Genomic DNA, 26,237 nt, shown 5'->3' on the forward strand with positions numbered 1-26,237 from the left:
TTTGATTAATTTCAGTTTTATTTCTGTTGTGTGAATCTTTAGTGAAGAACTGGTTGGCGCGTATCATCTGGTTCTTTTTTATCATAAAGTACAACTCTCGCAGTAGCGAGCTACATAATTAAAAAGGAAATACTCAATGTCAAAGAAACCAGCTAAAGCAATCAGTAAAGAAGTAAAATCGATTAAAAAAGAAATCAGCGCTCGTAAAGATAAAGTCGCAAAACAAAAAGCCAAAATAGGTAAGCTTAAAAAAGCGCTGAAAAAAGCAGCTTAATTTAGCATACAAAAATACTGCTGTGCGACCAGTTATTCAGCGCCATCAGTAAAGGTATATATACCTTTCAAATGCTTAGGCAATTATAAAATATTTTTGTAATTGCCTAAGCCAGTTTATTATCCCCACTCTTAGTACGTAACGATCTGTTTTTGTATAATATTTGTTAATAATTTTATGCAAATATGTTTTAATCTATGTATATCCTTTACAGCATTAAGCGTTTACTTAAACTTTATGATAAAAAATCACTTCATAGTCGCTATTTTTATCTTTATTTTCTCTACGCTAGCTAATGCGTCTGAACACTTTAGTGATCACGAACAATTCTGCTTACAGCAGCCAGAGAAAGACTGCTTAGTTTATATTAATGAACGTATAGAGAAATCAGAGCTAGATTCTTCTCGGTGGTACAAAGCCAAGTCTTACTTATTTGATTATTATTACGATAAAAGTGATTATGAAACCTTAAAAATCATTGTTGAGCCATTCGCAGAACGAGATGATCTACCTGAAGTATTTAAAGTCCAAGTTTACTTTTATTATGCCAAAGCCTTACGTTACTCTGAGGATGATGAGCTTGCAGAAATCTATGCTAATAAGGCTCTTACAGATATACAGTTGATGTACGACGCGTTTGCAGATCCAATGCGAATGCTTGAGTTAGCCAATTTGCAGTATGTTTTTGGTAATAAAGAATCCGCTTTTCAAATGCTACTCAAAACCGAACGAAAGTTTGGCAAGAGTAAAGACCCAATTTTTAATTTTGAATTACATTCCAATAAAGCAAATATTTATCATGCTTTTGGCGATTTAGAAAATGCCAGAGATAGTAGAAAAAAAGCACTCGATCGGATACTTCCAACTCAGCATCAAGGCAAAATTATTGTTGCACAAGGGAATTTAGCGCGTACATATCAATTGCTCGGACAGTATGACCTTGCCATTAAGTATTATGTTGACTCGTTAAGTTATATGGTCGATGGCAGCGATGATATTACCAAAGCTTCGCATACATTAAGGCTGGCAGAAATATGCTGGCAAGCAAAAGATAATCAGCAGGCCATTAAGTGGTTTAAAGCGGTTAAAGTGAGTGACTTAAATCGTAACCATAAAATAGTCTATGAACAATTAGCTAAAGCCTTAACTTTGTAGCGATTGTAACTATGCACCCTCGATAAGACGGCCCATATTTATATGGGCCGTAGTTATTTGTTTAATTAAAAGCTAAACGCTACATTCGCATAAACAAAGCGACCATCTAAACTATATGGCGTGAACCCGCTGTAAGTGAAAATTTGGTTAAAATCACTATAACCAATATTACTTACCGTATCTTGCGGGTACTGATCAAATAGATTATTAGCACCTAAAGCAAGTTTCCATTGCTCAGTTGGACGATATGCCACTTCAATATCGGTGAGCCACTTTGCTTTTAGAAGCTCATCACCCTCAGCACTACTTGAGGTATCAACTACTTCACCATAGCGTGTTGCACGAAGCGTAGTTTGAATATTTTCATAATCCCATGTTGCAGACAGGTTCCATTTATCTGCTGGTGTGCCTTTTTCGAATCGAGAAATTTCACGTCGTGCAAAGTATTGATATCCATCACCTAACGCTTCCAGTTCCGGTGGATTGTCTTTCACATGAGTAACTTCTGTATCGTTAAAGTTTACAGCGGCACTTAAGCGTAAGTCACCATAATCAGCTAAACCAAGTAAATAGGTGGCAACAATATCAACACCTTGAGTACGCGAATCGATAGCATTGGTAAAGTAGCGCACACTTTGGGTATTGAGCTCAGCGGCTTGTTGTAAAATAGCTTCAACAGCAGGGCCTTCTAAGTTTTCAGAAAGCACAATGCGATCATCAATATCGATACGATAAGCATCAAGCGTGAAGCTAAAATTACCTTCTGTGAAGATAAAGCCAGCGGTCATATTGACAGACTCTTCAGCGTCTAAATCTTTTGCACCAAGCGTTTTGGCAGCAGGCTCACTACTTGGAAATAATCCGACTTCTCTAGGTACACCATTTTCAAATACAGTGCTGACTGATTTATAAGACGTTTGTGCAAGAGACGGTGCTCTAAAACCACTACTGATAGCACCACGTAACGATAATGAAGGAGTAATGCTATAGCGGCTGGCAAGTTTCGCTGTAAAAGTACTGCCAAAGTCACTATAGTCTTCAAATCGACCTGCTAGCACAGCATTCCAATTTTCAGTGAGGTAGGTATCAAATTCAGCAAATAGAGCAATGTTATGGCGGCTTTTATCAGTTGCACTATCCGGTGAAAAACCTGATAAAACTTGTGCACCACCGGCGGCAACAGGTACGCCTTGTGCATCAAGTACCGTTAAATACGAAGCTTGTTCACCGGCTTTGATTTGGTAGTTTTCATGGCGATATTCAGTACCAATGGTAACAAACACGTCATCAGGTAAGCCTAAGTCAAAGCTATTGCTGGCATCCATGTTAACAAGGAATTGTTCATACACTAATGCGCCATTATCAAACTCTGTCGGACTGTTAGCACCCATAGAGGTATTGATGCTATTGCTAACACCTAAGGCAAAATCATTGCGACCATAATTAGTGCTGATATCCCATGTCCAATCATTACTAACCCCATTTAAACCGATAGCAAACGAATAGTCGTCAACATCAGTGTCAATGTTTGGTAAAAACCCATCTGGATAAACGCTTGGCAAATTACGGTTGTCTTTGGCACGACGATAGAAACCGCCTGAGTTACCTTTACGATTTGAATAACTGGCAAAAGAGTAAAGTGATAAGTCATCACTAAAGTCGTAGCCAAGATTATAAAATAGCGCGATATCTTCAACATCGGCTTTACCAAAGCGGTGATTATAACGGTCAAACGTCAGCTCTTTTGGATCAAGCGCGCCGTTTTCATCACGATTATATTGTTCTCGCTCATCAATACCTGAGCGGTTAGTTGGCTCGTTGTTACGGGTTTCAATTGAGATATTGATAAAGCCATTCTCGCTTAGCGAAAAGCCCGCATTGGCACTTGCAGTTCGGGTAATACCATCGTTTACTTTACGGTCTTCGCCTTTGGCAAAGCTTAAATTACCTTGCGCATCAGCACTGGTGCTGAGTAACTGAGGAGAGCCCGCCATTTGTGTGTCGTACTCACCATAGGTGTAGCTTACACTACCGCCTTCATCGGCATCTTTGAGTACAATATTGATCACACCAGCAATGGCATCTGAGCCATATTGAGCCGCTGCACCATCACGCAGTACTTCGACGCGCTTAATCGCAGAGGTTGGAATATTATTTAAATCAACAGCCGTAGAGCCGCGGCCAACTGTGCCACCTAAATTCAATAAAGCACCTGAGTGACGGCGTTTACCATTGACAAGTACTAAGGTGTGATCGGGAGCTAGGCCTCTTAATACTGCAGGTTTTGCATGGTCAGTACCATCAGCGAGGGTTGCACTTGGGTAGTTAAAGCTAGGTAATTGGGCTGCAAGCACTTGGCTTATTTCTAGTTGGCCTGTGGTTGCCAGATCACGACTGGTTAGCAAGTCTACAGGAACTGTACTTTCCGACAGGCTGCGTAAACTACGACGTGTGCCGGTGACCGAAATAACTTCAATATCTTTTACTTCGTTTTCGCTAGTTGGTTGCTCTGCTGCAATGGCACTTACTTGAAAAGCAAATGTACTGCATATTGCTAAATGTAGGGGCAGTTTTTTTAAGTTAGCCATATAGTAATCCCTTGAGTATGTTGATTTTAACCAACAACATTTTACTAATAAAATGTTTACTCAACAAAGAATAGATCAGAATACCATAGTAGCAATGTACCTTAATTGTTAATATTTTGCGTCTTATGTAACTGTTAGTGTGTTTTATTTACAAGTTGCAGTTCTGTCTGCAAAAAGTAATAGCGAGCTGTAACTTATAGACAAATGATTTACCGTTATAGCGTATTAAGCACTAATACTAATTTTATTTCTGCCGTCAGATTTTGCTCTATATAAAGCCGTATCAGCGGCACATATTAGCGCTTCGCAGGTGCGGTATTGGTTATCAAATTCGCAGGCAATACCTTGGCTCACACTTACTTTAACTTCTGGCGGTAGGCCAATATCAGTAAATGACATCGCATTAATTTGTTGTTGAATATGTCTGGCAACAACTGCGGCACTATCACGGTTGCAACGTGGCAGAATAACAGCAAATTCTTCACCGCCATAGCGAGCGGCTAAACAATCTCTTGATGGTATACATTGCAAAATAACCTTGGCTATTTTTTGTAAGCACTTATCGCCTTTAATATGGCCGTAGGTATCGTTGAACCTCTTAAAATGATCGACATCAATCAGTATTGTGCTTAAAGGCTGATGGCTTTGAATACTCTCTGCCCAAAATTTATTTAATGACTCATCAAGCGTAAAACGGTTAGCAAGGCCGGTTAAGTGATCAGTCGAGGCTTGTATTTTTAATCGATTAAATATCGCTTTATGCGCGCTTAAATCATGTAATATACAAACGTATAGCTTTTGTGCACAGGCAATGCTTTTTGGCATGTTAGAAATAGATAAATCGGCTTCGATTATACTGCCATCGAGTTTATTTATTTTAACTTCATTTGGGCCAAAGTTAAGGCGAGTGTCTTTTATATCAAGCCAGTTTAATAGCGTATACATGTATTTGTCACGATCTGTTTCGTGCAAAAACGGCAGTAAGCTTTGGCCAATTAACGATTGTTGTGAGTCGCCTAAAAGCTGCGCCGCCATCGGGTTAACAAACTCAAACGTGCCTTGTTCATCAATAACAAAAATGCCTTCAGCAGTGCCATTAAATAGCTCTATTAATGCGCCAAACTGTATGTGTGACAGGCAGGTCGACAGAGTTTTACCGGCAGCGGTTGATTGCTTATTTGCATTAAGTGCTTGGTTATTATTATTTGTTTGCTTAGACACGTTTGATCCTTACGCTTTGCTATATGTTTTTGGTGTCTATAAATTTACTTAAAAAAGTGCAAACAAACCTTCTGGTAATCTTCTGGTTGTTAAGATTTTGATTTTTATTGTTTTTATTTATTCACAGACTCTAGTTTAAGAGTCTGCGAAGTATATTGTAGTAATTGTTTAGGTGTTGTTAATTAAAATATATCTTCATTTTCAACTTGAGGGTCAGCGCTTTCGTACGCTTTGCCATTACACTCAACGTTAAAAATTAAGCACACTGTGCCATTATTTTCATTGCTGTCTATAATGACGATTGATTGGCTGTCATCACTCACTTTATAGCTAAAGTCGCCGGCACAATCACCTTTTTTATTGGTGATAGTGGCTCCGGTAAATAAAAAGCCGCTAGTAATAGTCGTTGGTTCTAATGTGTAAATACCTGCAGTCTCAGTTCTTACAACTCCACCGCCAGATACTTCTTTCCCATCTCTAAAGTATGTGAAATTGGCACTGTCGTTACTGTCTAGTTCAATTTTTACTGTAAAGTGAATTAGCTCTTGATTGTTATTCATATTATTTCCTTTTTTATTAATGTTCATAGTTGAAAATTGTTAATGCCTAAGTTTACTAGGCTTGCTTTTATTTCTGAAATTTCGTTTTCTTTGTTTAAGCATGTATATGCTTGTACAAGCGGGTAAGTGATTTTTACGCTTTGGGTTGTTTTTGTAATTTCGGACATGATGGTAATAGCTTGTTCACACAATTTTACTTGTGCATTTTTATTAACAGCTAATTTTGCTTTTATTAAGCTTATATTTATTATAACTATTTTATTTTCAACTTTTCCTTCAATTTTTTCTAATAATTCTTGTGCTTTTTGCCATGATTTTATTTTTATGAAATAGTGAATAAGGATAATCTGTGTATTTACAATCTTTTTATCAGACAAGCTTTTTTCCTTAATAAAGTTAATAATGCCTTCAATCCGCATGTCTATGTTTACATCATCAGATAGTAACAATTGATGCGCTAAAAATTGATGATACATACGTTGAAACTTATTATTTTTTGGATCCTGAAGCCGGGCTTTATTTATTACCTCTGTGGCTTGTTTTGCCTTTATATAGGCACGTAGCTTATTAGGAAAATAGCTGAGCAAGTAACTCTGTTGTATATAAGTGTTAGCAAGACTGTTGAATAAACTGGCATCATTGGGGTATTGTGCCAAAATATTATTCAATTCATTAGATGCATTTTCTAACATTGTTAATGCTGTATTAAAATTACCCAAATTTTCTTCTGTACTGGCAAGCCAGCTAATTGTATCTGTTTTATCACGTAATAAGTTTTTATTGTTGGGTTTAAGCTCGAGTGCTTTGTTTTTAAGATTTAGCGACTCTGTGAAGCTTTGTTTTGCAGCAGCATAGTTAAATTGTTTTAAATATAACGAGCCGAGAGAGTTATGTGAATAAGACAACTCCATAATGGAGTTAAAGTCATTGGGTGCTAGGGAGTACATTGTTTCACTATAGGCTTGGTATTTTTTAAACATTGGCTCTGTGGCAGCGTAATCACTTTTATCATAATGAAGCTGCCCTAACCAAAAGGCATTGGCACCCGCAAGCGTAAGTAACTCTAAGTTGCTAGGTTGGGTTTTTAATAATGCCTCAAGTCGGGTGCGGGCGCTCTCAAACGCGGTATAGGCCTCAATGGTTTTACCGCGGGAATAGGCTACTTCTCCCATTGCCTCAAGGGTTTGTGCATATTGAAAGCGGTTGTTAAATTCGGTTTTTTGGTCTGTAAAGCGAAAGAGAGAGTTGTCCTCATCAGCTTGATTAGTAAAATACTCCAGCGCTTTATTGCTAATACCATCGAGCAAATCCATACGTTTAACGCTACGCAGTTTATCGGCAAATTCACCCACCATAAAACCAAGTAGGCTTTCGGCTTCTAAGCGTTTTTGCTGCGCAACTTGCTCGGCGTGGTAGCTGCGTACGCTCATAAAGGTGGCTATAAAACTGAGTAAAATAAGTGCAACCGCGGTGGCTTGTAACACTGTTTTTTTACGTTTTGCCCTGCGGTTTGATGCTTTAATTAAGCTCAGTTCAGCAGCGCTGAGGGTAAACATAGCGTTATTTATCAGGCTTTGTGCTTCTTGTAACGGCTTGCCCTGGGCTAATAAAAAGTCGGCATGTTTTTGCTCGTTTAACCAACGCTCGGTGGCGATTTGCAAGCGACTTTTAATGGCTAAGCTTTGTTGGTGGTGGTTTATCCAGTCTATGGCACGTTGCCACTGACGTAGTAGCGCTTCGTGTGCCAAACTAAAACAGGCTTGCTCGTTTTTAAGGTGCGATACAAATAAGCGGCTATCGACCATCGCTTGTGCAAGTTGTGTTTGTGCCGGGGTGGTGAGTTCATCCCAACGGGCTGCGCGGCTGGTGAGGGTTTCGCCATCGGCGTGCAGGGTAATTAGTTTTGATAATACCAAGCTCAGCTGGGATTGTTGTTGCTTGGGCAGTTGTGTAAAAACGTGCTCAGCTTTTTGGCCAATCGCGCCTTCAATACCGCCCAATGCTTGGTATTGTGAGACTAATAGCTCATCGTTTTCGCTGCGCTGTAAGTACAGTTGTTGCAAAGTGTATTGCAGCATTGGCAGGGCGTCGGGGTTATTGGCGGTTTCGTTACAGAGTATTTCATCCAGTGGGGTTTGGTGCTCAGGGTCAAGCTGCCAACTAAGCCCTGCGGCTAAAGCTGGCAGGCGGATCATCTGTTTTAATTCAGTGCGAGTGGGCGGCAGTAAGTCAAAATGGGCGCCATTGGCTTTGCCCGCCATTAAGCTAGGTTGATTAACCACTTGCGGATAAAAGTCATTTCGACAGGCGCTAAATATAATCATGCAGTTACTGGTGGCCAGTAACTCTATAATTGTTAAAAACTGGCTGCGCTCTTGCTCGCTAAATACTGGCGACGACAGTAATACTTCAAGGCGGTCGATAAATAAAAATAAATACGGTTTTATATGGGCTGTTTGGCTTTGCTTTACAGCCATTTGGCAACCCTCAATAACTTGCTCGGGCGCGTTTTGTAATAACTCGCTCAAAGTGTCGGCACTCATATCACTAAGCACCGGGGCGTCGTTGATTTCTAAATCAAGTAGGGTAGAGGCTAAATCGAGAAATAGCCGATCTTTACTTATATCAGCAAAATCAAGTTGGCAGTATGACTCGACCCGAAAGCCATCAAATCCTGACTCACTCATTAATGCCGGTAATATACCCGCATTGACCAAAGATGACTTACCTGAGCCACTTGAGCCGAGCAATAAGCTAAAAGCGCGGCCAAAACTTATTTGTGCCGATACCCGCTGTAATAGTGTGTTTATTTGTTTGCTGCGGCCAAAAAAAACATCGGCTTCATTGGGAGTGAACGCGCTTAAGCCAACAAAGGGTGAGCTGCCTTGCCATTTACTATGGCTGGCTTTTTGCTCGTCATCGAGAGGGAGCTCTATTTTGGCGATAACGCGGTAGCCGCGCTTGCGGATTGTCTCTATGTATTGCGGATCACTGGCTTTGTCGTCAAATGCTTTACGTAATTGCGTGATGACTTTGTGCAAAGGGTTATCGCCCACTGCAACAGTACGCCAGCAGTGATTAATGATCTCTTCAGTGCTAACTAATTCTCCTTGTTTTTCGCATAATAATAATAAAACATCCATCGCTTTGGGCTCAAGTTGTTTGACTTGCGCACCTCGTCGTAAGCTATTGGTGGCAGGTGTTACTTGCCATTCACCGACAAAGAAAACAGATTTACGCATGCAGGGCTCATCATTGTTATTGTTAAAATTGAGGTTGCTTTAAACAGCTTTGTTTTATCCTACTGCAAGCAATAAGTTAATACAATATTCTGAGTTAAACGTTAAAAAGCTTTATTAAACAGTTACGGTACAAGCTATGTCTGCTATACATTACTTTATGTAAAGCTTGCTTGACTTTTCTGTGAGCCTCAACAATACTTAGTCAAGTTTACTTGACTAAAAAGGCGAGAGCATGAAACAACAAACAGGATTAACATTCAAACAACGCAACAAACTAAACACTGTTTATTTAGCAAAGTGGACTCTGGCGTGGGTTTTAACTTTGGCGCTTGCGTCATTCGGGCCATTGTTGCTGTGGGGCGAGCAGAACACGCTACTTAGTATAGTGGCAATTATGGTTAATGTTTTCGCAGGTATTATGATGATTATGGCAAATAAACGCCATTTAGCTGGCTTAGATGAATTGCAGCAACGGTTACATTTAAATGCGATGGCGATTAGCTTAGGAGGGAGTTTAGTATTTGGTTTAGCATACTCGGTATTACAAACGAGCGGGGTAATTTCGTTTCGACAAGGGATTTCTCATTTAGTGATGTTTATGGGGATAACTTATTTAGTGTCTGTCGTAGTGATGAATAAACAACTTGGCGCTGAGGACGAAGAATGAAAAACCGCCTTAAAGTATTGCGCGCGGAGCATGACCTTACTCAGGCAAAATTAGCAGAGCTACTTGATGTATCAAGGCAAACGGTGAATGCTATCGAAAAAGGCAAGTTCGATCCTAGTTTACCATTAGCGTTTAAAGCAGCTCGTTTATTTAAATTAAAAATTGAAGATATCTTTCAAGATGAAGAGATATAAATTCTACACTCTGCGTACTTTAAGTACGCAGAGTGTAGCGCTGTTTATGGGGCAACTAGTTGCGGTTTTTGTTTACCCATTTGCAATGCACTCAGTAACCACATGATAAATCCACCAGCAAATAACACTGCGGCGACATAGCCGGTTTGATTAGGTTGCGCGCCTTGTGCAATTGCTAAGCCGCCAACCCAAGGACCAATTGCATTTGCAGTATTGAATGCGCATTGTACAAGTGCGCCAATCATTGCGTGCCCATGGGGAGATACATCCATCAACATAGTTTGGATAACTGTGCCAAGTCCGACACTAAAGCCAATAAAAAATATAACCGCATAAAGTAACCAAATGTTATGGCTTGCCATTACATAAGTTGTAGCAAAAACGATTGCGCCAACAAGTGCTATTCCAGTGGTTTTAAGGGGCGAATGATCAGCTGCCTTACCTAAAATATAGTTGCCCAGCGTGCAACCAATACCGAACATAACCATTGCAATTGATATAGTGTAGGCTGGTGTGTGAGTGACCACTAAAATTGTATCGGCAATATAAGTATAAATGCAAAACACCCCGCCAAAGCCAACAATAATGATCCCTAAAATTGACCAAACCAGCTTATTTTTCAGTACGCTCAACTCGCTTAATAACGACGAAGGGGCTGAATTTTTTGTGTTTGGTATGAACTTTACAATTAGAATTAACGCAACAAGTGCCAGCACTGCGGTGCCCGCTAAACAATAACGCCAACTAAAATTTTGACCGACTAAAGTAACCATAGGCACGCCAACAATCGTTGCTATGGTAAGGCCCATAAATACTTTAGACATAAAGCTGGCGCGTTTATTGGTAGGTGCTATATCTGCGGCTAATAAAATGGCAACAGCAAAATAAGCTCCGTGGGGTAAACCACTTAAAAAGCGAAATAATATAAGCTGCTCTAACGAATTAGCAAATGCGCTTAAGCCGTTAAATATAAACATCATCGACACAAATAATAGCAAAGCATTACGCTTGCGCATGTTTGCTGTGGTGATCATAAAAAACGGTGCGCCGATCACTACGCCAATCGCATAGGCGCTAATGGTATAACCGCTTTGTGCTGGTGTTGAGGCAAATGTTTCGCTGAACAATGGCAGCATCGGCATCATCGAAAATTCCGATAATCCTAAAATAAAAGTACCCAGTGCAAGTACTAACAAAATAGCGGTAGTGCTTAGCGTATTGTTCACGACGCTAGGTTCAGGTGACATAGATAACCCTTGTAAAAAGACTGACGACAAAATATGAATGATTTATTTAATAAAAAGCAGGAAACTGCAATTTTGAAGAACCAATTAAACCGCGATTGTATGATAAAAATAAGTCAGCGTCTTGCACTAAAAACAGTGTATTTAGAGCAGAAAATACGATTTTAGATTGCAGTGTTTTTGGCTGAATAGGAACGTTCTAATTTTCAATGACTTGATATATTCACCTTGGTTATTAAGCGGCATGCTGATGAAAAATAAATTTTCAGTGGTTGTGGCTATTTTATGTTTTTAGTGTTCTAACAGCCTTTTAAAAGTTATTAGCGTGTTTAAAATAAGAACAATAAACATCGAGTCAGAGCTTGGGGTGCGACAATTTGTCGCGTGTTCAGTGTTGTCGTCAAGTTATATACTTTGCTTATCTTAAACCTGCTGTAATTAAAGAATAAAATGAGCAACCACAATCCACCTATCAATTCACGTTATGCACTTTCTCCGTTAGCACTTTGCATTGCGAGTTTAGTCTCTCCTTATGTACTGGCTGATGATTCAATTGAAGTGATTGAAGTACAGGGCCAAAACGTTAACAGCCATGCAAATTTAGGTTCTGCTGAACAGCTTTTAACTGAGTTGGGGGTGGATTTCTCTGCGGCAGGTGGCATTTCTAGTTTACCTATATTAAATGGCATGATGGGCGATAGAGTTAAAGTACTGGTCGATGGCGCAGATATTACTGCGGCCTGTGGCAATCAGATGAACCCACCATTATCTTATATTTCGGCTAATCAGCTATCGTCTTATCAAGTGATTGCAGGTATTTCGCCAGTAAGCGCTGGTGGCGATAACATTGCCGGCGTTATTGTAGTAAACACCATTGCTCCGCAATATGGTGAGAGTGATATGTTAGTGTGGCATTCAGGTTATGTGTCGGCGCAGTATCGCAGTGTAAATAATGCGCAAGCGGTTGGTGTTGGCGCACGACTTGCCAGTGACAGCTTTAGTTTAAATTATCAAGGTGCCTTTGAAGACGCTGATAGTTATGACGATGGTAATGGTGATTTAGTATTAGATACTCTATATCGCGTGCAAAATCATGCATTAACCGCAGCGCTGCGAGATGAAAAACAACAGCTAGTGGTTAAATTAACGCATCAAAAAATACCCTTTCAGGGCTTTGCTAATCAATATATGGATATGACGGATAACACCAGTTATGGCATAGTCACTCAGTATAAACGCCAGCTTGAAAGTGGTGAGTTTCGAGCGCAAATAAACTTTAATGATGTAAAGCACGAAATGGGTTTTTTCAGCGCTGAAAAAACCGGCATGATGCCGATGAATACCGACGCGCAAGATATCAGTTATCAACTTAATTGGCGTTTAGACTTTGATGCTGACACTGTATTACTGCTCGGCCAAGAATACTATGGTTACCGCATTGATGATTGGTGGCCTGCGATTGAAGGCTCAATGATGATGGGGCCTAACGACTATGTAAATATTAATGACGGTGAACGTGACCGCTACACCGGTTTTGCTGAGCTGCAAAAGCAGCTAAATAACAAGTGGTGGGTCTCTGCTGGTACGCGTATTGAATATGTGCAAACGGATACCGGTGAAGTGCAGCCATATTCAGACATGGGTGATGGCATGAATGGAATGTCAGGTATGGGAAGTATGCCAGCAATGAATATGGCAGATCCAAATAAAGATGCTGCAAAAGAGTTTAATGCCATGGATCGCGCGCGCAGTGACACGCTTGTGGATGCCAGCCTATTGTTACGCTACCAAATTACGAATGAAGATGAACTACAATTTGGCTTAGCACGTAAAAATCGTGCGCCTAATTTATATGAACGTTATAGCTGGGGTGTCAGCACAATGTCGACCAGTATGATTGGTTGGTTTGGTGATGGTAATGGTTATATTGGTAACCCAGACTTAGCAGCCGAAACCGCGCATACCATCAGCACCAGTTACACTAAATCGGCAAAAGGTGGTCAGTGGCAAATAACAGCTAACGCTTGGTATACCCAAGTAAATGATTATATTGATGTTACTGTTGTTGGCAGTACTAACCGCACAGATAAGGCATTAACTGTGCGTAATACCCTGCAATTTACCAATTTAGACGCCACACTTTATGGCACTAAGCTTGAAGGTATTATTCGTGTTGTTGATAGTAAAAATGCAGGCACATGGGATTTAACCGCCGCGCTTACTAGCACCCATGGCGAGCGTGATGACAGTGATGAGCCGTTATATCAAATAATGCCATTGCACAGCAAAATAGCCCTTGAGCAACAACTCGGTAAATGGCAAAACTCATTAAGCTGGGAGTGGGTAGATAGTAAAACGCGTGTAGATCCGCGTCGTATTGAAAATCTATCAGCCAACTATAGCTTAGTGAATTTAGCAACCAAGGCGACATGGGATAAGCTAACAGTTAAGTTGGCAATTACTAATTTACTTGACGAATACTACCAGCAGCCTTTAGGCGGAGTCAGTATTGCTGATTTTAAAACAGATATGAGCCAAGGCTTTAGCCAATTAGCAGGACAAGGTCGCTCGGTTAATGCCGGTATCAGCTACGCATTTTAAGTAAACTACCTAAATGTAGCCATGATGTTTAGCATGGCTACATTATAGCTGATCACAAAAATCTATAAACTGCGTTAGCAACGGGTTTTTATATTTGTCTTTATGCATTACTAACCAAAATTGCCTTTGCATAGGGTGGTTTAAATTAAGTTTTGTAACGCGGCCATCTTGTAAAGCGTATTGTGCCGCGAGTGACGATAAACATCCCAGCCCTAACCCTTCAGCAACGCTGTTGATCAATGCCTCTGTGGTATTGAGCTCAAAACTTTGGCTCCAATTATCGATATGTGTAGCGAGGTTTTGTAAAAAGAATGAGCGTGAACCAGAGCCGGCTTCCCTTAATACCCATTCGCTGTTTGCTAAGTCATTAAAACTAAGCTGTGGTTTTTTAGCTAAAGGGTGGGACAGCGGCGCAATAATACACATAGTGTCTTTACTAAACACGGTTGAGACTAAGTCGCTTTGCTGGGCTTGGCCCTCTATTAGTGCAATGTCGAGTTCAAAATCGCGCAGTTTTTGACAAATAAGCTCAGAATTTGAAATAAAAACTTGCTGTGAATAATGCAGCTGTTGTTGGCGAAATCCACTAAGTATAGAGGGTAACACATGATTACCAATGGTATCGCTGGCACCTATTTTTAAGGTGCCGCTGGCTTTTGCGTGGGACGAAAAAAGCGTATTAATATCATTTGCTCTGTGCAGTAATTCATCGGCTAAGGGCAGTAATTTTTGCCCTTCTTGATTTAAAATTAAGCGATGATTTACTCGGTCAAACAGTGGGTGACCTAACTGCTTTTCAAGCTCGCTAAGCGCCATGCTCACCGCCGCTTTAGACAAGTAAAGCCGCTCAGAGGCTGCGGTAAGTGTTGCATGCTGAGTAATACCTACAAACACTTTAAGTTGTTTAAGAGAAATATTCATGAGCTTGGTGTTTAATTTTTATGAACATGTGTTCTATATAATTAGATTTAACTAAACAAAATGCAAGGTTAAACTTCTTTATAAGATAAACAGTGAGTGTGGAGTATAAACATGTTTAATTATATAAAAGCCAAAGTAATAACCGCACCTACCCCAATGGGTGGATTAGCATTAGGCATAGCCAGCCTTGGTTGGGCTTGGGAAAATATGTTTAATGTAAATGGCGCAGCGCAATACACTGGGGCGGCAATTGCGAGCGCATTATTATTAATACTTGGCTTAAAATTTTTACTGTACCCACACTTATTAAAGGCCGATTTAGCGCACCCTGTTGTAGGTAGCGTTGTGCCTACTTTTGCTATGGCAACGTTGGTGGTATCTAATTCGATAGGGCATGTTAACTCTGTAGCTGGCGATGTGCTTTGGGTAGGCGCATTTTTATTGCACTTGGGATTTTTATTGAGCTTTATTATTCATCGTGTTCGTGAGTTTAAAATTGAGCACATGGTGCCAAGTTGGTTTGTACCACCGGTGGGTATTATTGTTGCCGATGTCGCGTTCTCGGGTAACCCAGCACTGTTGTTTTTAGCACAAGCAGCACTTTATTTTGGCATGTTAATGTACGCAGTTATGTTGCCGTTAATGATTTACCGGATAATATTTGCTGAGCAAATTCCTGATGCTGCACAGCCCACATTAGCTATATTAGCGGCGCCGGCAAGCTTATCGTTGGCGGGGTATTTCACTGTAGTGACCCAGCCGTCGCCAGTGATAATTGGAGGGTTATTTGGTATTGCCATACTAATGACATTAATTATTTATACGGCATTTTTTAAATTACTACGCCGTAGGTTTTGCCCTGGGTTTGCTGCATTTACCTTTCCCATGGTCATTGGTGCTACGGCGTTATTTAAACTCGCGGATTGGATGCTAACTATGAATGTTGATGTACAGTTTATAAACCAAATACATCATTTAGCGGTAGTTGAATTGCTAGTAGCAAGCGCTGTGGTTGGCTATGTAGCGATCCGTTATACGCATTATTTTAGTTCCTTGGCTTTAAACGGCTTGAAGGTGTGAAATTGTAATAGTATGAATACAGAACGAAGAGGCAATAATGAGATTTTGCCTCTGCGGTTAATTATTATTTTAGCGGCAAGTAAATATCAGTTATTAAATCACACTCATCTACTTCATGAATGAGATTTAAGTAATGAAAGAAGCACGGAAAATCTCTAACTTCTTCAGTGCTGTTTGGTAACCATTGACGATATAGATAATAAACAGTGTCGCTGATAGTGTCATGACTGCCAAAGTGCTTGACTAAAGCGCAGCGACCTGCCGGGATCTCACCATTTCTTACGCCATATTGATTATCGCTAATTGGTTGCTTGACGCTGCCGGCGAAGTCAAAGCGAAAATCGTTGTCGTCAGTCACCGCAGGATCGCTATAAGGGATGCCATAAGTATCACTGGTTTTTACCGGTGATAAGCCTGACTCTTTTCGCCATTTAATAAACTGTGCGGCTGTTTCCATAAGCTTAGTGGCCGAACCGTTGTGGGTAAGCAACGCAACAGCTTGCGGTGCAAAGTGAACAATTTCTACTTTCATATTACTAACCTTTAATTCAGGTATTTTAAAGTCAAACTGCGCATGCCAATGTGGCCAGTTTGGTGTGCTTCTGAATTGAGTTGGGGATTGAGCAAAAACACGTTTGAAAGCACGACTAAAAGCTTCAGGACTTTCAAAACTTGCCTCTAATGCAATATCAATAATGCGTTTGTGATGCTCAAAAGCAAGCCGATAAGAGGCGCGCTTTAAGCGAGCAAATTGCGTGTACTTAGTAACGCTTACCCCCATTATTGAGATAAATAAACGATGAAAATGAAATTTAGAACAATAGGCAACGGCACTTAAACTATCTAATGTAAGTGGCTCATCAATATGGTTTATACCCAAGCCACCTCAAGATGCAGAATTCAGCGTTTCACAGGTGCTTAATATCAAGGCGTTACTTTGCAAGAATGGCAGTCCCTTTTAAGAAGTAACAACGATGAGAGTATGTGCCTGTGAAACGCCCAACGGGTTGGTTTAAAAGCGATTTATACTGCGTTATTAATTTTAATAATAGAACCACTATTACTTGCAATCAATGCCTTGCCTAAATCGCTTTTAATTCCAACTGAAACTTGCATCTTGAGGTGGTTTGGGTATACGTAACCACAGACATGATGGATGCGCTGTAGGTGCGTGTTTTTCATAGTTACTCGTTATACTTTTATTCAGAAGTGGCGTCAGTGTGACAAAGTAAGAGAATGCCTGCCTGATTGAAATTGCTCAAGTTGCTTTTTAAATAAAAAAGAGCCCAAAGGGCTCTTAACTGGGGGAATTAATAAGGATTGATAGGGGAGTAGAAGTTATTGTTATTACCATTAATGCTCACGTCTAGTTGCATACCATTATGAGCGTGGCTAACCACATTGTAATTATCACCAGGTAGTAGCTTTACTCTATTAATATTTTGATAGTTTACTGGGCTCCCACATTGCAATGTCACTCTTTGCGTATTAGCGGTTTCTTTAAAGATGTAAACTTCATTGCTGCCGTCAACAACACCTGTACCAGAGGCATCGATGAACAGTGAGGTTGCCTCACTGGCTGCAATAGAAAAATACTGATTGCTGTGATGGCCTAAAGACACGATGGCACGCCCCATTCTGTCACGTTCTTGGAAGTGTGTATCGGTTAAGCTGTTGTTTAATACAGGCACATCAATAAATCGACTGCTGAAGTTAAGTGTTTCGTGGCAAAAGTCAGTGACTACTTCATCTGATACTGCGCCAGCAACGCCATCTGGGTCGTACACGCTGTTTGCCATTAACGCCATGCCTGCAGACGTTCCGCCAACGACACCGCCTTTATCAAAAACGTGTTGCACAGCGGTTTGTACTTTTGTACCTTGCCATTGATTAAGATAATCTGATTGGTCACCGCCTGCAATCCATACAAATTCGGCGCTGCGGATAGCCCAGTCAACATAGTCATCATTCGCTTTGTTGCGAGTATCAATGATCAGTGTTTCTACTGAGTTGGTATTCATTAAGTTCAGTAAATAATCGTTGTAGGCGTCAGTACCTGAGGTTCTAAGCACAACAACATCGGCACCGCTGCCAACATGGTTAGCAACGCGATTACTAAATGCTTGATCAACATCGCTGCCACCGCCCATAAGTAATACAGCACCTTGATCAGCTGTTAATGTGTTGCATGAATCAGCACTGCCACCTTGTAAATATGCTTGTAATGAACTTGGCTTTGCAGGGCGAGAGCTATAGCCACAATCACCGCTGTCACTTCCGCCACCGGTGTTACTACCTTCACCAAAATTGACCGTTAAATCGTACCAACCTGTACCGGAGTAACGCGTTACTTTTACATAATAAGTACCCGTTGATTGTGCACTATAACTGCCTGTTTCTGGTACATTGCTAGTTGCCCCTTCGGCAACAGCAGATCCTGTTTCTTGGTATAATGCCCAGTCAAAATCATCGTTAGTGTTGTGCTCAAGGCTGACCTCAATAGGCCCGACTTGAGTTACTTCAAAGCTAAACCAATCAGTATCATTGCGGCTCAACGAGCCTGCAACGGTGGTATTACTACAAAGTTGGGTATTTGCATTGCTTTCAGTGTCGTTTGATTCAACTTCGTTTGTTAAGCAAGCATTGCTTGCAAACGAAAAAAACATGCACGCGGCTAGTGATCCATTAAGAATTGAGAGTTTTCTTTTCATTATTGTTACCTGAATTTTAATTACATAGAAGCCTTCCTACTGCGAGGCATTATTGCTTTTAAATTATTCAGGTTTTTTTATTCGTCGAACCATTCACTTAAATGATAGTTGACAGAACATTCTTGAGGAGCACTAGGAGCGATAATAAATAATTTGTTCATTTATGCCTCCTAAGTGATTATTGGTGTGTTTCAGCATTGTTGCTGAATATTCAACATTACAGTTAGGTGTGTAATTTGCAACTATTTATTAACTTTTATTTTACTTAAATCTCAAGTTTATGTTTTTATTGGTTTATCAATTCGCTTCATCGTTTAAAGTGTCTATTTGCTGTTCTTGAGCGAGTAGTGCCAATCTTTCACGTTCAGCTTTAGACACATAAGCAGGCTTATTACTTTTATGTAATTTTGCATTTGCGCGCTTATCTTTGTTATTAAACTTTGTAACGATTTTCTTTCTGCGATTCATGATCGACCCCATAATTTTAAGATGCGCATTATACTTCGTTGTATGCAAATATGACTAATAAATTTATAAAATGTTTGTTATGTGGGCATTTTAAATGCTCTAACACATTAAAAATTTAGTTGCTCAAAAGTAACAAGATTTACTGATAGCTCATTTATTTTAGAAACTCAACTATCCCTATACTATTATCGTTTATATCTCCTGCGTTTTCTGTAATACCCCTTACTAATTTGATGACTAATCTTGCTCTTTTTAAAATTCTCAACTATTAGATATTATTGATTTTTGTTACTAAATGGTAGTCACAATTAAAGTGTGGCTGTTAAAGAGTAGTGTTGTTAATTCTATGATTTAAATAGCTAATAAGAATGATACAGTCAAAGGATAAAATGATGTTTTTTAAGTCAAAGAATGCTGTTTTAGATAAACATAAACAAACTGACCCAATGACCTCTCAGGCTCAAAAAGAGCTAAATGCAATTAAATCTAATATAGCTTTTATTAGTTTTACAGTGGATGGCATCATTGTTGATGCTAATAAACATTTTTTAGATGTAATGGGGTTTAAGCTTAGTGAGATTGTTGGCCAACATCATAAAATATTTTGTGATTCAGACTATGTAAATTCTGAGGACTATCGCCATTTCTGGCAAGATTTAAGTGCGGGTAAATCATTTGGTGGTACTTTTTTACGTTTTACAAAAACTAAGGTTCCTATTTATTTAGAAGCAAATTATTTTCCAGTTGTAGAAGATGATGGCAGCGTAAGTAAAGTTATTAAAATTGCCAATGACATCACGACTATAAATAATGTGTTGAAGAACAAAGATGCAATTCTTAATGCGCTAGATCTATCGTTAGCAGTCATTGAGTTTGATACACAAGGAAATATTTTAGATGCTAATGAAAACTTTTTATCAACCGTTCATTATTCACTTGAAGAAGTAAAAGGAAAACATCATAAAATATTTTGTGATAAAGAGTTTTATCTTAAAAATCCAGAGTTTTGGCAGAGCCTTAGTAAGGGACGATTTAATTCAGGTCGTTTTAAGAGATTTAGCAAAGATGGTCGCATTTTGTGGCTTGAGGCAACTTACAATCCAATCTTTGATGAAAACGGTAAGGTATATAAAGTTATTAAGTTTGCATCAGACATAACAGAGCGCGTTAACTTAGCATTTAACACGATTGATCAAGCTGCGACTATTTCAGAGGAAACCAGTCAAGTAACTTCCAATGCAGTAAATATTTTAGGCTTAGCTGTTGAAACATCAAAAAACATTGCTGAACGAGTTAATAATGCAACGGCAACAGGGAAAGAGCTTAAAATACAGTCTAAAAGTATAGTTGATATTGTGGTTACTATTCGATCTATTGCAGATCAAACAAACTTACTTGCACTTAATGCTGCAATTGAAGCTGCTCGAGCTGGTGAAGCTGGACGTGGCTTTGCTGTCGTTGCTGATGAGGTGCGCACACTTGCAAGTAATACCGCAGAATCGACCGCAGAGATAGGCCGTGTCGTTGAGCAAACTCAAGCGTTGATAAGTCAAATGGATGAACTATTAGGATCTGTCGCTGGTATTGCAAACGAAGGGCAAGAAAGTATTTTAGAAGTATCTCAAGGGTTAAGTGAAATTACGCAAGGGGTTAAACGTTTTGTTGAAATGGTTGATCAGATGAAACCTTAAGTTTCTTACAGCCTATTATTTACCTAGCTGCTTTGCTCTATGTTTTATTAATAATAAGTTGTCGGTCTATCGCAAAGCATTGTTCGTTATTAAGCCAGAGCGTTATAATTGTGATTCTTAGTTGTTAATTGAATGGGACTTGTTTTGAAAAAATTAGCTTTAGCTAGTATCGCTTTATTGGCCTTTAACGCACATGCAAAATTAAATAAGATTAATGACAGCGTTGCTGATTATGCTGTAAATACCTACCAAAGTGCGCAAATTCATACCTTAGCTAATTTAGTATCATTCCCGACGGTTAATAAAGACGGCATCAATACTCCTGATAATCCCGACTTTATTGGCTTTAAAGCTTTGTTAAAAATGAAAGCTGCTGAACTTGGTTTTGATTACCAAGATTTAGGTTACATAGTCTTAATTGGTATGGGTCAACAAACAGATAAAGTAACCATAGTAACCCATGGCGATGTGCAACCTGCCAACGCAAGTAAGTGGAAAAAAAGCCCGTTTGAAATAGATAGTACCTCAGAGCCAGGTAAATTAATTGCGCGTGGAACAGAAGATGATAAAGGTGCTATCGCAACCGCTTTATATGCAATGAAAGCTATAAAAGATCAACAGATCACACTTAATAATCGTATTGAGTTGATGATTTACTTAGCTGAAGAATCTGATTGGGGTCCGCTTGAAGAGTTTATGAAAAGCTATCAGCAGCCTAAATATGCGGTTACTATTGATGCGTCATACCCGGTGGTTGTCGCGGAAAAAGGTTGGAGCTTAATTGCACCAACGTTTAATGCTACCTCAGCACAAACAGGAGTGTATGTAAGTGAACTTACTGGCGGCGCTTTTAAAAGCCAAATACCAGAAGATGCGAGTGTGGTGTTACATAACGCCGATACTGCGTTAGTCAGCAAACTTAAACATGCAGCGAGTGCGCTTAACGCTGTGGAATTTAACTTTAGCGAGCAAGCTGATAGTGTTGTTATCAGCGTAAAAGGGTTGTCTGCTCATTCATCAGAGCCAGAATCTGGGGTTAACGCCATTGCTTACTTAGCAGAAGTTTTTAAAGGTGTTGAGCTTGAGAATAACAGTGATGGCCAAGTAATTGCGTTTATTAATCAGCTAATTGGTCTTGATATACATGGCAAACAGTTTGGTGATATTGCTTATAAACATGACTTTATGGGACCTATGACAGTAGCACCAACGCTTATTGAACGTAATGGTAATGAACTCACACTCGCTGTGAATTTACGTCGCCCAATGGGTAAAGATGAAGCGGTATTGCGTACGCAAATTGATACCGCACTGAGTAATTGGCAAGTGAGAAATAACGTAAAGTTATCTGGTGTTGATGTGGTGATTGGCACGCCAATGTTGCTCGACAGCGCACCTCATGCACAAGCATTGTTAGATATTTTTAAACATTTTACCGGTGATCAAGAGGCTGGATTTGTATCTATTGGTGGCGGTACCAATGCAAAGTTATTTGATAATGCAGTATCGTTTGGGCCATCAATGCCAGGCAAGCGCTACACCGGTCACTCAGAGCATGAGTTTATTACCTTAGAGCAGCTTAAGTTAAACCTTAAAATGTATACAGCAATGATGATAAAGCTGGGTAATATGTAACTTAGGTTGTCATACACACAAAGTAAAACGCCGCTAAATAGCGGCGTTTTTGACTTTTTACTTATTAAAACTGTGCGACAAATTTAATGCTATATACCTCACCGTCCGCTCTGTCGAAAAAGTTAGCAGTGAAGTAATATTGACAATCAATGAAGTACTTAGCTTCAAGTAATAATTTAGAATCAGCAACACCTGCACCAACCGCAACATGGCGATTAAAATAATAATTTGCAAGGCTAGTTATATAAGGATTAAAGTTATTATAGTGATAAGCAACATCTACAGCTAAATAACTATCAGCATTAAGATGTGCAAAATAGCGAGTTGATAAGCTCCATATTTCTAATTCATCGTCAGTGTCAGCTGTAAGGCCTAGGTAATCGCTATCATTAAGTTGATAGTTATATTGCGCTGTAAACCGATAGATCGTGTCGATATTTTCAAACTCTTGCATTTGCACAGTTACTTTTAGATCGTCAGCAAATAAATAACCAACACCTACAGAGTAATCATCTGTTTCACTCAAATCAGAAAATTCTAAATTTGCAAACCAGTTACCGTAAAAACCTTCGCCAAATACGCCAAAGCTGTTGGCTAAATCATTATTGGAATAATCTAATTTGATATTTGAATCAGTGTCTAAGTAGCCGTAATCATCCCATACGCCAGAGTTTTGCTGCGGCGCAAAATAATAATGGCTCGATAAGTACATAGTGTCATAGTCATAACCTGTATTTTCTAAGGTTGTGTATTGAATTGAGTTGAACCATTGACGAGTTTCAGACTGCTGCGCATTAACAGTGGCAGAGCAAGATAACGCAAGTAATGAAATAGGCAGAAAATAACGCATTTGTGTCCTTTCTTGACGATTTAAATATAGTTTCGTTGCTATGGGTACAAAAATAAAGCGCGAATGTTATAGCCAATTAATGTTGATTGCTAGTTCTACTCCACTATTAATTTAGCCCTTAAGTCGTTAATTAAGCTAAGTTAACGTTTCAAAGTAGTCGTTCATTTACAATTTTTTATATTAACAACGTTGATTTTCCATAAAACACTTAACATTTACGCGACTAAATGATAAAAAGTTTTATCGCCTACTGCGTTTAAAATAAATGGATAGTTGTAATGATGGAATTTTTAAACTTAGCGCTTACTTTCCCCACCGTTATTTTTTCAGCCCTGTTGTTAGTTGTGATGTTGTTTTGGCTAATAACCCTTATTGGCTTTGCTGATATTGACATGTTTGAATCAGATCTAGAAATTGAAGCCGATGCGTCGCAAAGCTCAGGCTTGAGTTCATGGTTTAGCATGGGGTTTGGTGGCATACCAATTACTGTATCTATTAGTCTCGTAGTGATGAGTAGCTGGTTGATCAGCATCTATGCCCATAAGTTTTTTGCCTACCTGTTAGGCGATGGTATGTGGTTTTATATTTTTGGCGTGCTAATGCTGGGCGTTTGTTTGCTGATTGCTATGCCAATTGCGGCCATTATTTCTCGGCCATTACAGCGCTTTTTTAGCAGCGCACAAACCTCGCAAAGTTCAGATTTACTGGGTTTAGAATGTGTTGTTGTTACTGGCAAAGTAACAAATACATTTGGCCAAGCACGGGTTAAATTTCAAGGTACTGAGCAGTTACTTGAAGTTAGAGCTGAAAATGACGAGCAATTTACATCAGGTGACACAGCGGTGTTGCTTGAACACCTCAAAGAGCAACACTGTTACATTATTACCGCCAAACCTTGGTAATACCCTAGTTTATTTAGGGGTAAGTAACACATAATAAATCGATAATCACGTTAGGACATAACATGGAATTTTTAGATAATCTCATACCTATATTGACATTTGTAGGTATAGCAATCGCTGTTATTTTTGCTATTTTGCTAATTATCGGCAAGTTTTATCGCAAGGTAGAGCAAGGCCAAGCACTGATCATTAATAAAATGAAGAACGAGCCCGATGTCACCACTACGGGCGGAATTGTTTATCCTGTGATCCATAAAATGGAAGTGATGGACATTTCAACCAAGCGCATGGTGCTTGAGCGTAAAGATAAAGGCGGTTTGATCTGTAAAGATAATATTCGCGCCGATATCGCCATTACTTTTTATATTCGTGTTAACGAAAACAAAGAAGATATTTTACGCGTTGCTAAGCAAGTCGGTTGCGCCCGTGCATCAGAGCACGCCACATTGCAAGAATTGTTTGAAGCGAAATTCTCAGAAGCACTTAAAACTGTTGGTAAGCGAATGGATTTTGTTGAGTTATTTACTCACCGAAATGAATTTCGCGATAATATTAAAGAAGTGATTGGCCAAGATTTATCGGGTTATTCACTTGAAGATGTTGCTATTGATTACCTTGAACAAACGTCAATTGATAAGCTCGATCCGCAAAATATTCTCGATGCCGAAGGTATTCGCCGCATCACTGAAATGACAGCAGTACAAAATGTATCTACCAATCAATTGAAGTGTGATGAACGCGCTAAAATTGAGATCCAAAATCAAGAAGCCACCGAAAAGTCACTGGAAATTGAGCGTCAAAAGCAAGATGCAATGTCACGTCAAGTGCGCGAAATTGAAACCGTGAAAGCCCGAGAATATGCCGAAGCTGAAAAAGTACGCCAAGAAGAGCGCTTAAAATCAGAGCAAGCCCGCATTCAAACAGAAGAAGCGATTGGCATTAGCGAGCAAAATAAGCAACGTGAGCTTGATATTGCCGAACAAAACCGATTACGCGTTTTGGGTATTGAAGAAGAGAAAGTTGCTCGTTCACGTGAAATTGAAGTGATCGAACGTGAAAGAGAAACCGAAATCCTGCGCATCAATAAAGAAAAAGCACTGGAAGTAGAACGTAAAGAAATTGCCGATGTAGTGCGTGATCGCGTGATTGTTGAAAAATCAGTGGCTGAAGAAGAAGAGCGCATTAAAGATGTGAAAGTACTCGCAGGTGCAGAGCGCGAGAAGAGTGCGATGATCATTCGTGCCAAAGCCGAAGCCGAACAGTCATTAGTAAAAGATATCGAAGCTGCAAAAGCGCAAGAGCAAGCCGCAGAATATAAAGCTCGTGAGCTTGAAACAATGGCCAATGCAGAGCTTAGAATTGCTAATCAACAAGCTGAGTCGAAAAAGATTTTGGCGCATGCGCAACAAGTTGAAACAGCTGCTAAAGGGCTTGCTGAAGCGGATGTTATTAAAGCGAAGGCCGAAGCAAATGCAATTCAAGGTGAAACTGATGCTAAAGTAATGCGTCAAAAACTTGAAGCTGAAGCACAAGGTAACCGTGAAATTGGTTTATCTCAGGCGCAAGTACAAACAGCCATGGCTGATGCGAATGAGAAACAAGGTGAAGTGGAAGCGATTAACCTAGAGCGTAAGATGCGCGCCGAAGCAAAAGGCCTTGAAGAGAAGCTACAAGCCTTGAATGCGATGGATCAAGATGCTCGCGATTACGAAAGCTTTACGCTGCAGCTTAACCAACAAAAAGAGCTCGTATTGGCAAAAATTTCAGCCAGCAAAGATATTGCCGAGCATCAAGCACACATTATGGCGAAAGCCTTAGGTAATGCTGATATCAATATTATGGGCGGCGATGGTCAGTTCTTTAATCAATTTATGAGTGCAATCAGTTTAGGTAAATCAATTGATGGCTTAGTTGATGAAAGTAAAACCGTACAAACCGTATTTAAAGATCACTTAAATGGTGATCGAAATTTAATTGAAGACCTAAAAGGGGTGTTAGCTGGGGCGAATGGCTCAGCCGAAACACTTAAAAACTTCAACATGAGTAAGTTATTAAAGCAGTTAAGTAATACCTCTGCGGCTGAAAAAAGCCAATTACTAAGCATGTTAGGCGGTAACTTAGGTGGTGGGTTAGATGAGAAAATTAAACTAGATCCAAAAGATTAGCTTAATTTCTAAGTTCTCTCGTTGTAGCCGCAATAGTTTAACTATTGCGGCTAACTTCTATTAAATTT

At 39.7% G+C, this 26,237-nt stretch carries 20 protein-coding genes and 1 pseudogene; 10 read left to right on the forward strand and 11 right to left on the reverse strand.

What is annotated here, in order from left to right:
* Positions 1–136 precede the first annotated feature (136 nt).
* A complete protein-coding gene (locus FW757_RS00530) occupies positions 137–274 on the forward strand; it encodes a hypothetical protein (protein WP_169020715.1) in 138 nt (45 codons plus the stop codon).
* 237 nt (positions 275–511) lie between these two features.
* On the forward strand, positions 512–1,429 hold the full coding sequence (locus tag FW757_RS00535) for a tetratricopeptide repeat protein (RefSeq protein ID WP_446440728.1): 918 nt from the start codon (positions 512–514) through the stop codon (positions 1,427–1,429).
* A gap of 65 nt (positions 1,430–1,494) precedes the next feature.
* On the opposite strand, the gene FW757_RS00540 is transcribed toward FW757_RS00535, so the two are convergent.
* The 4 genes from FW757_RS00540 to FW757_RS00555 all read right to left on the reverse strand — a co-directional run bounded on the left by FW757_RS00540 (position 1,495) and on the right by FW757_RS00555 (position 9,040).
* Positions 1,495–4,017: a TonB-dependent receptor plug domain-containing protein gene (locus FW757_RS00540; RefSeq protein ID WP_446440729.1), complete on the reverse strand. Its 2,523-nt coding sequence runs from the start codon at positions 4,015–4,017 to the stop codon at positions 1,495–1,497.
* A 225-nt stretch (positions 4,018–4,242) separates the two neighbouring features.
* Positions 4,243–5,238, reverse strand: coding sequence for a GGDEF domain-containing protein (locus FW757_RS00545; RefSeq protein ID WP_446440730.1), 996 nt, complete (start codon positions 5,236–5,238; stop codon positions 4,243–4,245).
* 182 nt (positions 5,239–5,420) lie between these two features.
* Positions 5,421–5,798: a DP-EP family protein gene (locus FW757_RS00550; RefSeq protein WP_182717026.1), complete on the reverse strand. Its 378-nt coding sequence runs from the start codon at positions 5,796–5,798 to the stop codon at positions 5,421–5,423.
* 23 nt (positions 5,799–5,821) lie between these two features.
* Positions 5,822–9,040 carry an nSTAND1 domain-containing NTPase gene (locus tag FW757_RS00555; protein WP_446440731.1) on the reverse strand — a complete coding sequence of 1,073 codons (3,219 nt, stop codon included), beginning with the start codon at positions 9,038–9,040 and terminating at the stop codon, positions 5,822–5,824.
* Between the two features lie 232 nt (positions 9,041–9,272).
* Here FW757_RS00555 and FW757_RS00560 point away from each other — a divergent pair, with 232 nt between their 5' ends.
* Positions 9,273–9,707, forward strand: coding sequence for a hypothetical protein (locus FW757_RS00560; RefSeq protein ID WP_446440732.1), 435 nt, complete (start codon positions 9,273–9,275; stop codon positions 9,705–9,707).
* Positions 9,704–9,901, forward strand: a complete 198-nt coding sequence (locus FW757_RS00565; protein ID WP_182761469.1) for a helix-turn-helix transcriptional regulator — start codon at positions 9,704–9,706, stop codon at positions 9,899–9,901. The genes FW757_RS00560 and FW757_RS00565 overlap by 4 nt, the downstream gene beginning before the upstream one ends.
* A 44-nt stretch (positions 9,902–9,945) precedes the next feature.
* Here FW757_RS00565 and FW757_RS00570 read toward each other — a convergent pair whose 3' ends face one another.
* Positions 9,946–11,148 carry an MFS transporter gene (locus FW757_RS00570; RefSeq protein WP_182761470.1) on the reverse strand — a complete coding sequence of 401 codons (1,203 nt, stop codon included), beginning with the start codon at positions 11,146–11,148 and terminating at the stop codon, positions 9,946–9,948.
* Between the two features lie 447 nt (positions 11,149–11,595).
* Here FW757_RS00570 and FW757_RS00575 point away from each other — a divergent pair, with 447 nt between their 5' ends.
* Entirely contained in the window at positions 11,596–13,746 is a 2,151-nt protein-coding gene (locus FW757_RS00575; protein ID WP_404699089.1) for a TonB-dependent receptor, read from the forward strand.
* A 42-nt stretch (positions 13,747–13,788) separates the two neighbouring features.
* Here FW757_RS00575 and FW757_RS00580 read toward each other — a convergent pair whose 3' ends face one another.
* Positions 13,789–14,667 carry a LysR family transcriptional regulator gene (locus FW757_RS00580; RefSeq protein WP_182717031.1) on the reverse strand — a complete coding sequence of 293 codons (879 nt, stop codon included), beginning with the start codon at positions 14,665–14,667 and terminating at the stop codon, positions 13,789–13,791.
* A 111-nt stretch (positions 14,668–14,778) separates the two neighbouring features.
* Here FW757_RS00580 and FW757_RS00585 point away from each other — a divergent pair, with 111 nt between their 5' ends.
* Positions 14,779–15,747 carry a TDT family transporter gene (locus FW757_RS00585; protein ID WP_182761472.1) on the forward strand — a complete coding sequence of 323 codons (969 nt, stop codon included), beginning with the start codon at positions 14,779–14,781 and terminating at the stop codon, positions 15,745–15,747.
* A gap of 64 nt (positions 15,748–15,811) precedes the next feature.
* Here FW757_RS00585 and FW757_RS00590 read toward each other — a convergent pair whose 3' ends face one another.
* The 4 genes from FW757_RS00590 to FW757_RS00605 all read right to left on the reverse strand — a co-directional run bounded on the left by FW757_RS00590 (position 15,812) and on the right by FW757_RS00605 (position 18,926).
* Positions 15,812–16,627 (reverse strand): AraC family transcriptional regulator, encoded by an 816-nt coding sequence (locus FW757_RS00590; protein WP_220497016.1) that lies wholly within the window; start codon positions 16,625–16,627, stop codon positions 15,812–15,814.
* A 143-nt stretch (positions 16,628–16,770) separates the two neighbouring features.
* Complete coding sequence (locus tag FW757_RS00595) at positions 16,771–16,929, reverse strand: hypothetical protein (RefSeq protein ID WP_182758552.1); 159 nt, start codon at positions 16,927–16,929, stop codon at positions 16,771–16,773.
* A gap of 128 nt (positions 16,930–17,057) precedes the next feature.
* Positions 17,058–18,458 (reverse strand): pre-peptidase C-terminal domain-containing protein, encoded by a 1,401-nt coding sequence (locus FW757_RS00600; RefSeq protein ID WP_446440733.1) that lies wholly within the window; start codon positions 18,456–18,458, stop codon positions 17,058–17,060.
* A 297-nt stretch (positions 18,459–18,755) separates the two neighbouring features.
* The gene (locus tag FW757_RS00605) at positions 18,756–18,926 is read right to left on the reverse strand and encodes a DUF2986 domain-containing protein (RefSeq protein ID WP_182783823.1); all 171 of its coding nucleotides are present in this window, start codon (positions 18,924–18,926) and stop codon (positions 18,756–18,758) included.
* Positions 18,927–19,387: 461 nt separating this feature from the next.
* Between FW757_RS00605 and FW757_RS00610 the strand changes: the two are divergent.
* Together FW757_RS00610 and FW757_RS00615 are read left to right on the forward strand one after the other, a co-directional pair.
* Positions 19,388–20,617, forward strand: a pseudogene (locus FW757_RS00610) (methyl-accepting chemotaxis protein); the annotation flags it as partial.
* 144 nt (positions 20,618–20,761) lie between these two features.
* Entirely contained in the window at positions 20,762–22,252 is a 1,491-nt protein-coding gene (locus FW757_RS00615; protein WP_446440734.1) for a dipeptidase, read from the forward strand.
* A gap of 64 nt (positions 22,253–22,316) precedes the next feature.
* On the opposite strand, the gene FW757_RS00620 is transcribed toward FW757_RS00615, so the two are convergent.
* Positions 22,317–23,102 (reverse strand): putative porin, encoded by a 786-nt coding sequence (locus FW757_RS00620; protein WP_446440735.1) that lies wholly within the window; start codon positions 23,100–23,102, stop codon positions 22,317–22,319.
* Between the two features lie 278 nt (positions 23,103–23,380).
* Between FW757_RS00620 and FW757_RS00625 the strand changes: the two genes are divergently transcribed.
* Positions 23,381–24,004 (forward strand): YqiJ family protein, encoded by a 624-nt coding sequence (locus FW757_RS00625; RefSeq protein ID WP_257325469.1) that lies wholly within the window; start codon positions 23,381–23,383, stop codon positions 24,002–24,004.
* 62 nt (positions 24,005–24,066) lie between these two features.
* A complete protein-coding gene (locus FW757_RS00630; protein WP_145237480.1) occupies positions 24,067–26,169 on the forward strand; it encodes a flotillin family protein in 2,103 nt (700 codons plus the stop codon).
* Positions 26,170–26,237: the final 68 nt, after the last annotated feature.

The organism is Pseudoalteromonas sp. 1181_04, from assembly GCF_052850545.1.

What these genes read in the sequence shown, in the direction of transcription:
- FW757_RS00530 (WP_169020715.1), top strand. Translation starts at nt 137, where the DNA reads ATGTCAAAGAAACCAGCTAAAGCAATCAGTAAAGAAGTAAAATCGATT.
- FW757_RS00535 (WP_446440728.1), top strand. Translation starts at nt 512, where the DNA reads ATGATAAAAAATCACTTCATAGTCGCTATTTTTATCTTTATTTTCTCT.
- FW757_RS00540 (WP_446440729.1), bottom strand. Translation starts at nt 4,017, where the DNA reads ATGGCTAACTTAAAAAAACTGCCCCTACATTTAGCAATATGCAGTACA.
- FW757_RS00550 (WP_182717026.1), bottom strand. Translation starts at nt 5,798, where the DNA reads ATGAATAACAATCAAGAGCTAATTCACTTTACAGTAAAAATTGAACTA.
- FW757_RS00555 (WP_446440731.1), bottom strand. Translation starts at nt 9,040, where the DNA reads ATGCGTAAATCTGTTTTCTTTGTCGGTGAATGGCAAGTAACACCTGCC.
- FW757_RS00560 (WP_446440732.1), top strand. Translation starts at nt 9,273, where the DNA reads ATGAAACAACAAACAGGATTAACATTCAAACAACGCAACAAACTAAAC.
- FW757_RS00565 (WP_182761469.1), top strand. Translation starts at nt 9,704, where the DNA reads ATGAAAAACCGCCTTAAAGTATTGCGCGCGGAGCATGACCTTACTCAG.
- FW757_RS00570 (WP_182761470.1), bottom strand. Translation starts at nt 11,148, where the DNA reads ATGTCACCTGAACCTAGCGTCGTGAACAATACGCTAAGCACTACCGCT.
- FW757_RS00575 (WP_404699089.1), top strand. Translation starts at nt 11,596, where the DNA reads ATGAGCAACCACAATCCACCTATCAATTCACGTTATGCACTTTCTCCG.
- FW757_RS00580 (WP_182717031.1), bottom strand. Translation starts at nt 14,667, where the DNA reads ATGAATATTTCTCTTAAACAACTTAAAGTGTTTGTAGGTATTACTCAG.
- FW757_RS00585 (WP_182761472.1), top strand. Translation starts at nt 14,779, where the DNA reads ATGTTTAATTATATAAAAGCCAAAGTAATAACCGCACCTACCCCAATG.
- FW757_RS00595 (WP_182758552.1), bottom strand. Translation starts at nt 16,929, where the DNA reads ATGAAAAACACGCACCTACAGCGCATCCATCATGTCTGTGGTTACGTA.
- FW757_RS00600 (WP_446440733.1), bottom strand. Translation starts at nt 18,458, where the DNA reads ATGAAAAGAAAACTCTCAATTCTTAATGGATCACTAGCCGCGTGCATG.
- FW757_RS00605 (WP_182783823.1), bottom strand. Translation starts at nt 18,926, where the DNA reads ATGAATCGCAGAAAGAAAATCGTTACAAAGTTTAATAACAAAGATAAG.
- FW757_RS00620 (WP_446440735.1), bottom strand. Translation starts at nt 23,102, where the DNA reads ATGCGTTATTTTCTGCCTATTTCATTACTTGCGTTATCTTGCTCTGCC.
- FW757_RS00625 (WP_257325469.1), top strand. Translation starts at nt 23,381, where the DNA reads ATGATGGAATTTTTAAACTTAGCGCTTACTTTCCCCACCGTTATTTTT.
- FW757_RS00630 (WP_145237480.1), top strand. Translation starts at nt 24,067, where the DNA reads ATGGAATTTTTAGATAATCTCATACCTATATTGACATTTGTAGGTATA.